This window comes from Rossellomorea aquimaris (genome assembly GCF_000935355.1).
Taxonomy (GTDB): Bacteria; Bacillota; Bacilli; order Bacillales; family Bacillaceae_B; genus Rossellomorea; species Rossellomorea aquimaris_B.
In genome coordinates this window covers 170,692-182,743 of record NZ_JXZC01000007.1, presented here as the reverse complement: position 1 = coordinate 182,743, position 12,052 = coordinate 170,692, and the positions used below count along the sequence as shown (strand labels likewise).

The 12,052-nt window shown below is 42.8% G+C and carries 12 protein-coding genes; 5 read left to right on the top strand and 7 right to left on the bottom strand.

Annotated features, from left to right (window positions below; all coding sequences use genetic code 11):
- Window positions 1-27 precede the first annotated feature (27 nt).
- Both TV75_RS16270 and TV75_RS16265 read right to left on the bottom strand, forming a co-directional pair.
- Window positions 28-603, bottom strand: coding sequence for a TetR/AcrR family transcriptional regulator (locus TV75_RS16270; protein WP_044339844.1), 576 nt, complete (start codon window positions 601-603; stop codon window positions 28-30).
- Between the two features lie 170 nt (window positions 604-773).
- Window positions 774-1,205, bottom strand: coding sequence for a hypothetical protein (locus TV75_RS16265; protein ID WP_044339843.1), 432 nt, complete (start codon window positions 1,203-1,205; stop codon window positions 774-776).
- A gap of 665 nt (window positions 1,206-1,870) precedes the next feature.
- On the opposite strand from TV75_RS16265, the gene TV75_RS16260 reads away from it, so the two are divergent.
- The 3 genes from TV75_RS16260 (at window position 1,871) to TV75_RS16250 (ending at window position 5,658) form a co-directional block, all read left to right on the top strand.
- Window positions 1,871-2,695 (top strand): SDR family oxidoreductase, encoded by an 825-nt coding sequence (locus tag TV75_RS16260; protein ID WP_044339842.1) that lies wholly within the window; start codon window positions 1,871-1,873, stop codon window positions 2,693-2,695.
- A 487-nt stretch (window positions 2,696-3,182) separates the two neighbouring features.
- On the top strand, window positions 3,183-4,442 hold the full coding sequence (gene hflX / locus TV75_RS16255; RefSeq protein WP_044339841.1) for a GTPase HflX: 1,260 nt from the start codon (window positions 3,183-3,185) through the stop codon (window positions 4,440-4,442).
- 112 nt (window positions 4,443-4,554) lie between these two features.
- Window positions 4,555-5,658 carry a carbohydrate-binding protein gene (locus tag TV75_RS16250; RefSeq protein ID WP_253275553.1) on the top strand — a complete coding sequence of 368 codons (1,104 nt, stop codon included), beginning with the start codon at window positions 4,555-4,557 and terminating at the stop codon, window positions 5,656-5,658.
- A gap of 256 nt (window positions 5,659-5,914) precedes the next feature.
- Here TV75_RS16250 and TV75_RS16245 read toward each other — a convergent pair whose 3' ends face one another.
- Window positions 5,915-6,784 carry a DMT family transporter gene (locus tag TV75_RS16245; protein WP_044339840.1) on the bottom strand — a complete coding sequence of 290 codons (870 nt, stop codon included), beginning with the start codon at window positions 6,782-6,784 and terminating at the stop codon, window positions 5,915-5,917.
- A gap of 245 nt (window positions 6,785-7,029) precedes the next feature.
- Between TV75_RS16245 and TV75_RS16240 the strand changes: the two genes are divergently transcribed.
- Entirely contained in the window at window positions 7,030-7,557 is a 528-nt protein-coding gene (locus TV75_RS16240; RefSeq protein ID WP_052504589.1) for a GNAT family N-acetyltransferase, read from the top strand.
- A 38-nt stretch (window positions 7,558-7,595) separates the two neighbouring features.
- On the opposite strand, the gene TV75_RS16235 is transcribed toward TV75_RS16240, so the two are convergent.
- From TV75_RS16235 to TV75_RS16225, 3 genes are all read right to left on the bottom strand, one after another.
- Window positions 7,596-9,014 carry an alanine/glycine:cation symporter family protein gene (locus tag TV75_RS16235; protein WP_044339839.1) on the bottom strand — a complete coding sequence of 473 codons (1,419 nt, stop codon included), beginning with the start codon at window positions 9,012-9,014 and terminating at the stop codon, window positions 7,596-7,598.
- Window positions 9,015-9,237: 223 nt separating this feature from the next.
- Entirely contained in the window at window positions 9,238-10,341 is a 1,104-nt protein-coding gene (locus tag TV75_RS16230) for a DUF1648 domain-containing protein (RefSeq protein WP_044339838.1), read from the bottom strand.
- A gap of 4 nt (window positions 10,342-10,345) precedes the next feature.
- Window positions 10,346-10,729 carry a GntR family transcriptional regulator gene (locus TV75_RS16225; protein ID WP_044339837.1) on the bottom strand — a complete coding sequence of 128 codons (384 nt, stop codon included), beginning with the start codon at window positions 10,727-10,729 and terminating at the stop codon, window positions 10,346-10,348.
- 251 nt (window positions 10,730-10,980) lie between these two features.
- Here TV75_RS16225 and TV75_RS16220 point away from each other — a divergent pair, with 251 nt between their 5' ends.
- Window positions 10,981-11,481: a GNAT family N-acetyltransferase gene (locus TV75_RS16220; protein WP_437176717.1), complete on the top strand. Its 501-nt coding sequence runs from the start codon at window positions 10,981-10,983 to the stop codon at window positions 11,479-11,481.
- Between the two features lie 97 nt (window positions 11,482-11,578).
- On the opposite strand, the gene TV75_RS16215 is transcribed toward TV75_RS16220, so the two are convergent.
- Window positions 11,579-11,935: a DUF488 domain-containing protein gene (locus tag TV75_RS16215; RefSeq protein ID WP_044339836.1), complete on the bottom strand. Its 357-nt coding sequence runs from the start codon at window positions 11,933-11,935 to the stop codon at window positions 11,579-11,581.
- Window positions 11,936-12,052 lie beyond the last annotated feature (117 nt).

Here is a 12,052-nt window from a genome sequence, read left to right as displayed (position 1 = left end):
TTGGTATAATGAGAAACAAACCATTTCTCATCGATGTAACCGTACAGCGTCCCACATACTTTCTTCAACATCTTCCAATAGTGTTGCTTCCGGCTCCAGTTCCCCTATACGCACCAATCGTTGAAGCTCAAGAAACGCTCCGTAAACAATGGCAATCAAAGCGGAGGAAGGAAGCTCCTTAATTTCCTTTTTCTCTTTTCCTGAATCAAAGAAATTCTTTAGGATATCCAGAAGTCCTTGAAAGCTATCGTGACTTGCTTTGTCTAAGAAATGGGCACTGCTATGTGTTTTGATAAAATAAAGTGCCTGGCTCTGTTTTGTTGTAAACAGAATCATGGCTTTAAAAATATGATGGAATTGCTCCCGTATGGTTTCATCATATGGAAAATCATTTTCAAGAGTTTCTGTAAATATCCCTACATACTCTTGAAAGAGCGAGTTGCCAAGCACTTCTTTATTTTCAAAGTAACGATAGATGGTACCGGCCCCGACTCCTGCCGATGTCGCAATCATCGGAATCGTAGTCGCATCATATCCGCGCTCAGCAAAAAGTACCAATGCGCTTGATATAATGCTGTCTCGTTTATTAACTGCAGTTGCCATAAAGATTCAGCCTTTCATGTGTTAAATACGGAATGAATATTCATTCCTCTTCATTGTATACCCAGTAAAATACCATCTCAATCACACAATGTACCCAATATTTGTGAAGGTTTTGTTAACAATAAATGGATTTGTGACTTTCCTTGGGTGCCTTAAATAAAAATAAGACCCTAGTCGCTATCCAGGGTCTTATCTTTGTTTCGAAAGACGTATTGAAAGAAATACTTCGTTATGAGAAACAATGCTGCGATTCCTATATAAATGAGGAAGAAAACAATGTATCCCCATAAGCCAACGATGGCATCAATAAATTCCATATGCCCCCGATTGGTGATTGCCTGCTGAATTTCAATCGCGAAAACCAAGACAAACATGAATGTCAATGTATAGAAGAAAGCAAGGGCCGTAATCCCGAACTTAAGCTTCGATAGAATCTTAGACACAATGTATACAAAAAAGAAGACGAAGATCCCAATAATGCCCATAATCCAAAAATGCAGATCTTTATCCGAAAGGGTGAATCCTAGATCACTAGTTATTCCTATTAACATGTCGTGGAGGTTGTTAATGACCTCCGCAATAAACGTAATGCCCTCTTTCATAGTATCCACTCACTTCTATATGAAAATCAGTACTTTACGAGTATAACAGGAATGTAGATTTCGTGTTAGGTGGTAAATTAGGGTGATTTTCTGGTTGGGGATGGCAGGGGATGGTGGAGATTGATTTAAATTGGACTTCTTTTATATTGAAAATCAAGATGAATTGAAAAAGGCGCGATGCTATGCCTTTTGATTTGGATGTATGGAATAATCGTCAACATTCGTAATGTTTTGATTAGGGAGAGGGAGCAGAAGCCTGGACGTTTTCCTTATATCGGCGGAATCTACTTGTTTATCAGCGAAATTTTCAAGATATCAGCGGAATCTCAAATATAACAGCGAACGTGCATTCAAAGGTAATACCGAAACAGCATTTTGCAGCTTCCATTCCTTTTGAGTCGATAAGAGATTCATTTAACGGCGAGTTTTTCAATATAACGGCGGAATCCAGAATTTAACGGCGAAATCTCAAATAGTATAAATACGATTGAGAAAGAAGAGTGGAAAAAGGACCGGAATAATATACGATGAGGGACGGACCTCGAAATAATAAAAACCTCTATAAATGAAGGTTTATTAATATTGAAGGTCCGTCCCTCCAAATGTTTACTATTTCACATAAAGGGAAAAAGCTCTCTATGAATATTTTAAGGAGGTTTTACCCTATGGGAAGACTAGCAGGGAAGATAGCTGTAATTACAGGTGCGGCAACAGGGATTGGAGCAGCAACTGCCAAGGTTTTTGCCTATGAAGGCGCGACGGTGATTTTTGCGGATGTGAAGGAAAGGGAAGTAAGGGAGACAGTGGAAGCCATTCAAAGTGAAGGTGGGAAGGCTGAATCTTTTCAATTGGATGTATCCAGTGAAGAAAGTGTAAAATTTTTTGCATCTGAATTAAAGAAGAAGTATGGTACCATCGACGTCCTCTTCAATAATGCTGGAGTAGATGAACAGGGTGGAAAGGTGCATGAGTATCCTGTTGAACTATTTGATCGAATCATTGCAGTAGACCTAAGAGGTACTTTTTTATGTAGTAAGTATTTAATTCCATTGATGCTTGAGAAAGGTGGATCTATCATCAATAACGCTTCTATGTCTGGACAAGCAGCAGATCATGACCGTTCAGGTTACAATGCAGCTAAAGGTGGCATTATTAATTTCACCAAAGGAATGGCTATAGATTACGCTCGGCACGGAATTCGTGTGAATTCTCTTTCACCTGGAACAATCGAAACGCCACTTATCGATGAGCTTGTCGGAAGTAGACAAGATGAGATGGGGGCAAAGTTCAGAGAAGCTAACAAGTGGGTTACTCCACTCGGACGTCTTGGAAGACCGAATGAAATGGCAACCGTCGCCCTATTCTTGGCATCAGACGACAGCTCCTATGTGACAGGGGAAGATATAACAGCTGACGGAGGCATCATGGCTTACACATGGCCAGGAAAAATGCTTGTTGAGGAAGAAGAGTGGAAAAAAGGAACGAAATAAAGTGTGAGGGGTACGGACCTCCAGAAAAGCCTTCTAGTGGTAAGCACATCTTAGAGGTCCGTCCCTCAAACCATATCTTCCCATACTCTGTTGTTTATGGTAAGATGATTATAATTTATGAGAAATGGAGGTTTTCCTTTTGATTTTAATCAGACTACGCATCCGCAATTTGAACGCTTAATTGAATAAGTTCAAAGGCTCTGCCTGTGTGCAGGGTAAATGGGATCGGTCTGACTATTTTTAAAGGAATTCTTCATTTAACGTTGAATGTAGGGAAGGGAGGCTAAATAGCACCTCTTTCTTCTTCTTGAAAGTAGAATTGAATACTTGCCGAGTGGTGCTATAAGGGTTTTTTACAAGAAATCCCTGGAGAAAATGCGGTCTTCTTCAGTCGTCACCGGTTTATTCAAATCCATTTACGAAAAGCACAGGCAGAGGCCTGTGTTTTTTTCTGTAACGACTAAAATAGATAGGAAGTGACGAAGGAATGGAAGAACGTTTAAAAGCAATCGCCATAGGCGTTAATACAAAGGATAAGAACAATGACTTCGAATATTCGATGCTTGAGTTAAATGGATTGGCAGAAGCGAGGCATATTGATGTGGTCGGTGAACTGACTCAAAACCTGTCCAGGCCAAATCACGTGCATTATATAGGAAAAGGAAAGGTTGAAGAGCTACTGCCACTCATTGAAGAGTGGGAAGCGGATGTTCTCATTTCCAATGATGAACTTTCCCCTTCGCAAATTCGTGTACTTGAGGAGAAGCTTGATATTCGCGTCATGGACCGGACGATGTTGATTCTCGATATCTTCGCAGAACGTGCAAAAACCCGGGAAGCACAACTTCAAGTAGAGGTGGCCCAGCTGCAGTATATGCTCCCGCGTTTGATTGGACGCCGCGAGTCATTAGGCCGTCAAGGGGGAGGATCTGGACTCGCGAACCGTGGTGCGGGTGAAACGAAGCTCGAGCTTGATCGACGCCGGATCGAAGAGAAAATCACAGCATTGAATAAAGAGCTTGATTCACTTGTTGACCTGAGAACCACACAACGTAAGCAGCGTCAAAAGAGTGAAATTCCTGTCGTATCCCTTGTAGGATACACAAATGCCGGGAAATCGACGACGATGAACGCATTCGTTGAAAAATTCCATCCAAACGAGAACAAGCAAGTGTTTGAAAAGGATATGCTGTTCGCGACACTTGAAACCTCGGTGAGGAACATCACCTTACCGGACAAAAAGGCATTTCTCCTGACAGACACGGTTGGATTCGTTAACAAACTGCCCCATCAACTGGTCAAAGCGTTCCGTTCAACACTTGAAGAAGTGGTGGAGGCTGATCTCATCATTCACGTTGTTGATTATTCTGAACCTCACTACGAGAAATTGATGAAGGTGACCGATAAAACCTTAGAAGACCTTGGTATAGGCGATACACCTGTCATTTACGCGTTTAACAAAGCTGAACTCATGGAAGAAGAAGTCCCCAGAGTGGAAAAGGACCGCATTTATTTTTCCGCAAAAAATAGAATCGGGATCGACGAGCTGCTTCAAGTGGTGAGGAGTTATATTTTTAAAGACTATAAACGCTGTCAAATGCTGATCCCATTTGATAAAGGGCATTTGATTTCTTATTTTAATGAGAATGCGAATGTGTTAGAAACCGAGTATGAAGAAAATGGTACAGTGCTCACACTTGAATGCAAGATGAGTGATGCAGAACGATATCAACAGTATATGGTCTAGACATATCGAGATCCTTTCCGCATGTGGAGGGGATCTTTTTTTGAGAGTAAAATATGTACATACTCCTCTATTTGGGCTCCTGCATACAGTAAATGCAGAGGAGGGATGCAGTATGTTTTTTCCACGACGATATCCTGTAGTGCCGTGCGATGTCCAACAACAATACGATCCGTATTGGCCAGACGTCAGAAACCATTATGAAGATGGTCTGTTACCACATACTTATCAACAGTTCTATCCACCATACCAACAACAACGTGAGTACACGTTTTATCCACAACAGCTGAACTATTATGATCCTTATCAGGGATTCTATGACCAGCCTGTCTACGAAGATCCATTTGATTGGCGGGCAAGCTGGAGGGAATGGGAGGATCTTGGTGCACCGCCACGGGGGATGAAAGGTTCACCGGCTGCTGCTTCCTGGCAGGCGAACCGTTTGGATACGTTTGTTCGCGGTGAGAACGATAGGATGTATCACAAATGGTGGAACGGTTCCCGCTGGAGTAATTGGGAGGATCTCGGTGCGCCAAGGAGAGGTGTAAGGAGTTCGCCGGCTGCCGTGTCATGGGGACCGAACCGTATCGATACGTTTGTAAGAGGGAATCGGGATACTCTATGGCATAAGTGGTGGGATGGTTCGAGATGGAATGAATGGGAAGACCTTGGGGGACCACCACGCGGGTTCAAGGGAGATCCGACTGTTGCATCATGGCAGGCAAATCGACTCGACGTTTTCGTCCAAGGAGATGACAACAATCTCTGGCATAAATGGTGGGAAGGAAGACGATGGAGCCAATGGGAAAACCTCGGGGCTCCAAGAGGAGGTTTGAGAGATTCTCCTGGTGCCGTATCATGGGGGCCGAACCGCATTGATTGCTTTGTAAGAGGAAACAACGACCGGATGTGGCATAAGTGGTGGAACGGATCCAGTTGGAGTAACTGGGAGGACCTGGGTTCACCGCCTAGAGGATTCGAAGGGGCACCGGCTGCCTCCTCGTGGGCACCGAACCGAATTGATACCTTTGTCCGGGGAGACAACAATAACATGTGGCACAAATGGTGGAATGGTTCCCGCTGGAGTAACTGGGAAGACCTTGGTGCACCAAGAGGAGGCGTTCGTTCTTCACCGGGAGCCGTGTCTTGGGGCCGTAACCGGGTAGATGCCTTTGTAAGAGGTAGAAATGATCATATGTGGCATAAGTGGTATGCTTGATAAAGGAAACCGTCCTGTGAGTATATAATCCGTGCTAATCAAATAACTAACATTAAGAACGTCCTGTGCATTGGCACAGGACGTTTATTTCTATATCATGGTTTTTTCCACTTTTTATTGGTGAAACCATTCATATTCCAAAGGCAAAAGGACGTCAGTGGAGAGTATATGCTGCCTTTCTAATTTTTTATGAGAGAATTCTGCCTCACTAAAATAAATAAGATGGAATGAATTCGGTTAGAGGAGATAAACTTTCTCAGTCGGACTGCTTCATACTAAGAAGGGTGATCGTAACAAGGATGACTACTATGCCAAAAATCTGAATGGGGGTCAAGTGATCCCCGATAACCAGAACGCCAAATAATGAAGCTGTCACCGGCTCTACCATAGCGACCATCGAAGCAGTTGCCGGGGTAGTCCACCGTATCCCAGTCACATACAATATGAATGAAAGTCCAGCCCCGAGAATCCCTAATAGTAAAAACCATCCTATGTCATTTGACGCCAACACAGCTGCCGCTTCACCCTTGTTTGTAAAGAGAAAAAGGATGAGACAAAATGAAAAAAATGCAATGGTTAACGTGGTTTGCGGGTTTCCGATAGAAGAGGCATTTTTAAATCCGAATATAAACAAAGCATAGGAAAGCCCCGCAGCAAGCCCCGCTGCCACCCCAAAAAAACTCCCCGAAATCGATTCAGGATTGTAGGCACCTGTAAGCAGGATGATTCCCAATAGAACACCAGTAATACAGGCCCATTTAAACCACGTAGAATTTTCTAGTCGTAATAAAAAGGAGACTAAAAGTACGAAGACAGGTGCGGTGTACATTAATGTAGCAGCAACAGCAACGCTTGAAGCTTGGATACTTAGAAAATAAAACGTGAAATTTCCAGCAACACCGACACCCGCAAATAAAGCCCATAAGAATAAACGAGCAGAGATGCCCCCATTTTGTTTAAAGCGAAGGAGGTACCACACAAAAAAACATATGAGTCCGACTCCCCCCCGGTAAAATGAAATCACAAGAGGATCCCAACCCTTGTCCATTAAAATATCTGCAATCCCCCCGCTGATTCCCCAGCATATAGCGGCTAGGATAACTAAACCTGTACCTGCAAATTTCATTGTGTCCCTCCTAAAGAAGTAGTAAGTAAAAATATTTGAGTGACCCTGGATGAACTTAAGACCAAACAATCCTCTATACGCTATTAATCAAACATATATTGATCAATAAGGATGTTAATGGTAATTCCTTTTCTATTCCTTACTTAAACATGATTTAGTTTTTTTGAAATGAAGGAATGGTCAACGCTTTTGTCCAAATAAAGGATGAATGGTTATTATGCCTAATGGGGAAGGGAGAAAAGACCATGCGAGTTAAACTTCATAAAGAAGTTTATGAAATCACACAGGTAAAATCGGAGGACCTACACAAGGTTCTGGAGCTGCTAGTGGATGCTGCCGCCTGGTTAAAGACAAAAAGGACGAAGCAATGGAGTTACTATCTGACTGATTTAGATGGAAACAAAGAAGAGATTCTTCGTTCAATTGAAAACGGGGCGACCTATCTTGTTGAAAGTGAAGGTCAACCCATTTCTACTTTTACTATTGAGAATATCCCGAGTGAATGGGATATGGAACTTTGGGGAGAAGAGGCAAAAGATGAAGCTTTGTATCTGCATCGATTGGTTGTACATAGAAACCACGCAGGAAAAGGGATAGGTGCCGCTTTACTGGATTGGATCGAAAAAGAGGCACAAGAAGCAGGAAAGAAAATCATCCGCTTTGATTGCATCGGGAGTAACGAAGGATTGAACCACTATTACCAGAAACGATATTCATTAAAAGAAGTTACTCAAATCCACGGCAGTCACAGTAAATATGAAATCATACTATAAATATAAAACCCGGCGTGATCATCACGCCGGGTTCCTTTTTAACTGGCTTTCTTCCTTGGTTGTGCTTGCATCATAGGCAAGTACTCATTGAAGTAATGATTCGTTTCACGAACGATGACCTTATAAAGTAAAATAAGGGCAATCAGGTTCGGTATCATCATCAACGCGTTAGACATATCAGCAAATGCCCATACGAGCTCCAGGTTTGCAACGGCACCAAGTCCGGTTGCTAAAATGTAAATGAGTCTGTATGAGTTTGCGAAACGATAATTCGTCAAATACTCAAAGCATTTCTCTCCGTACATATACCATCCGACGATCGTCGAGAATCCGAAGAAGATGACGGAGAACGATACGATGTATTCCCCGACAGTACCAAGGGCGTGCCCAAATGCCGCACTCGTCAGTGCCCCGCCGTCAAGACTTGGCGCATGCTCGACACCTGATATCGCTCCGCCTGTCGGATCCCAGAAGCCTGTGATCAAGAGGACAAGACCCGTCATCGTACAAACAACGATTGTTACAATGAACGTACCCGTCATGGCGACAAGGGCCTGTTTAACCGGGTGATCGGTTTTCGCATTACCTGCAATCAGGGCAGCCGTACCAAGTCCGGCCTCATTGGAGAAAATCCCACGTGAAACCCCGCTGCGGATCGCTTCACTGATAATGATTCCAGTGAAACCTCCAGCGGCAGCTACAGGATTGAACGCATAGTAGAAAATCATTTCAAATGCCGGAATGATCATGTCATAATTCAGTACGATAATGATCATTGAACCACCGATGTAAAGGAATGCCATGATCGGTACAAAGAAAGAGGCGACTGTACTGATCCGTTGAATCCCTCCAAAGATGATCAAACCTGTCAGGACTGCTAACACGATTCCCGTTACGAGATTGTTAATTTGAAAGCTTGATGTCATGACATCAGCAATCGTATTGGACTGAACGCTGTTTCCGATTCCAAGGGCCGCGAATGCACCGAATAAAGCGAAGGCAACAGCAAGCCATTTCCACTTACTGCCGAGACCCTTTTCTACATAATACATCGGCCCGCCGGAGTATTCGCCGTTTTTGTTTTTTACACGGTATTTCATGGCAAGCAGGGCTTCTGCGTATTTTGTGGCCATTCCGAGAAGGCCGACAACCCACATCCAGAAGATCGCCCCGGGTCCGCCGATCGTCAATGCCGTTGCAACCCCGGCAATGTTTCCGTTTCCAATTGTTGCTGACAAAGCCGTCATCAACGTTTTGAAGTTACTGATATCCCCTTCTGATTTGTCGGCAGAAGAAGATGGTTCTTCTTTTGTAAAAGCAAGTTTAAATGCATATAATAGCTTTCGGAATTGCAGACCTTTTAGCATAAACGTCAAGAAAAGGCCTGTCCCAAATAACAGTACTAAACTTGGTGTCCCCCATAGAAATGAATTAATCTTGTCTAGCACATCTAACATAGAATCCTCCTTGTCACCTCATGTTGTAAACGTTTTCTTATCGGGTTTCCATCTACTATTTATATAGTATTCCGAACAATCTGTCCATAAAAAATGTCGAATTTCCAGAGATTGAGCCTTTTTTAGTAGAAGGAGAAATCAGTAAGAGGGACGGACCTCTAATCGCGAAGAACGTTGATACTACGCCATCGCTATCTGTTAGGAGGTCCGTCCCTCAAAACTATTAAATTAGTGTAATAATCAGTATGACCAGCAGGGGGCCGATTAAGATGATGTAGCCCAGAGGCCGGGCGAAGTTCAGGGTCCAGCCGACTCCGAAGCGTTTTTCAACGAAGATGGAGGGATCGTTTGGGTTGAAGTAGATGAGTCCGCCCTTCCAGTATTGGTCATCATCCGCGTTAATCGTTTCACCGGAAGCTTCATCGATCACTTCCATGTCAAAGTCCGAATCTTTTTTGCCTACTTTGACAGCCAGCAGGACCGTCCCTATCAAAACGAGGGCTGAGAAGGCAAGCGGCATGATGATGATCACTAAATCGCTGACACTGTTTTCATAGAGAGTGGTAAACTGTAAGAATGTGAACAGCATGGATATGAGAATGGAGATGAAAAACAATAGCCAGCTTGTGTATTTTCGCAAACGCAATTGCCGGATTCGGGATGCTTTCACATTCCCGGCACTCAACTTAATACCGGAGTTTCTTGTTAATTCATTGATCCCCAGAAACATGAAACTCATTGTTAACAGTACAAAAGGCAATGTCAGGACAGATAAGTAGCTTTTTGGTGTGAATGAATCCGGTTGTCCATCGGGGCCCCAGTGTACAGGAATCTGATCAGGGAAAGAACTGTAGTTCACTAATGTAAACACAATCAATCCAACAGTAATGATTATTGGAATCGTAAACATTATCCAAGGAAGCATTTCATCTTTCGTACGAATGTTCAATTCTGAGACCTTTACCTGCTTGCGATCTTTGAACCACTGTTCCCGCTGTTTAAGCCCTGTTACTTTTACATGAAAATAAAAATACAGTGATAAGGATATGAAAAGGATCAAGAATGGAAGAATTAGCCCTGCAAAGATGAGGTGATGATCTGTAGGTGTATTGCTCGTTGCCCATGCAAAATATAGAGATACTATCAGAATTGAAATGAGAAATGTTGATACAGCATAGATTTTTTTGTATCGGAGTAATTGCCCGTTTCGTATTTCGTCAACAGGGATCGTTACACCGAAGACCACCGTCCGTTTAACGATAAAAGGAATGGCCATTTGCATCACCATTAGAAACCCGACCGTGACAATTAAAAGTGTCATTTCCATAAACTTATTCCCCCTTAACGTTTGAAATAATCGATTTTACTAACGTTTGAATATCACCTTCTGTCATTCCCAACACAATGGATTCCACCAAAATCGGTCGCAGTTCACCTGAAATCTGATCAATTCTTGAAGAAGCAATCCCATCCACAGAAGGTGGACAAATAACAGCCCCTGACTTAGGAACAATCCGAATCACACCCTTGCTCTCCAATTCATGATAGCTTTTATTCACCGTATGCATATTCACACCGAGGTCAGCGGCAAGGGCACGGACGGATGGAAGCACGTCGCCAGGCAATAACTCGCCACGAACAATCCCCTCCATAATGCCATTTCTCACTTGAGCATAGATCGGTACGTCTGATTGAGGTTCAATTTGGATAAACAAGGTTTCACCTCCTATTTGTTATATGTTTAGTATAACAGAATTGTTCTATATATAATATAACAAAAGTACATATTTTCCAAAATAAGTTAGATTTAAGATGGGATTCTCGTTATAATTTGATTATATTATCTGAAGGCTATGCTGCTGAGAAAAGTTTGTCACATAACCTGACAATCCGGTTGCAGCAGTTGGATTTTTTAATGAAATATAGAAGTGTAACTATGTACATTCGTGAGGTGATAATGTTGGTTATGAATCAAGCAATTGAAGAACTGACAATGATTGAAAGTCATTTAGGTGAACTTTCCGAGCTTTTAATAAGTGTAGTGGATGATGGGGCGTCGATTGGTTTCTTATCACCGCTTGACCGATCAACAGCGATGGACTACTGGCAAAATGCACTCGATCAAACCATCATTCTATTAGTATCAAAAATGGAAAATCAAATTGTAGGAACGGTACAAATCCATCTATGTGCGAAGCAGAACGGGAAAAATAGAGCGGAAATCGCTAAGATGATGGTACACCCTCAATTCCGTCAAAAGGGGATTGCCCGCAGGCTCATGCAAAAGGCGGAAGAAAGAGCGAAAGAGGAGGGACGGACCTTGCTTGTACTTGATACGGTAGAGGGAGCATCCTCAAATCACTTATATACTTCCCTCGGATTTCTTCAGGGTGGACGGATTCCTGACTACGCAGCGTCACCTTTCGGGGAATTAGAAGCAACGATCATTTACTATAAACAGATTTAGGATGCAGTGAGGGACGGACCTCTAAACGTTCAAATAGCCATTTAAATGGTGTTTTAAACGTGTAGAGGTCCGTCCCTCAAAGATTGTCCCTCACAGATTAAAAATCCTCTAACATCTCTTTTAAAACAACGGCATGATTATGACGCTCATCTTTTGCACCGTAGAGAAGGACTAAGCGTTCATTTGTCGCCATTTCTTTTAGTTCTTGCAACTTACTTTGTTTTTTATCGTCTTGCTTGATTTCATCTTTGTAGGCTTGTTTAAACTCCTCGAACTTTTCGGGATCATGATTGAACCATTTTCTCAGAGACGGACTTGGCGTAATCTCCTTCATCCAAGCGTCCAGATCGGCATCCTCTTTTGATATTCCACGGGGCCAGACACGGTCGATCAAGATTCGGTGACCTCCTAATCGGGGAGGTTCATCATAGATTCTTTTCAAAATGATAGACATCGTAAACCCTCCTTCTATTCTCAGGATAAATGGGGATGGGGGAAGAAGCAACGATTAGAAATCTAGGAATACTCATCCATATTTATAGCCCCTTCATCCAAACAAAAAAGGTCCGTC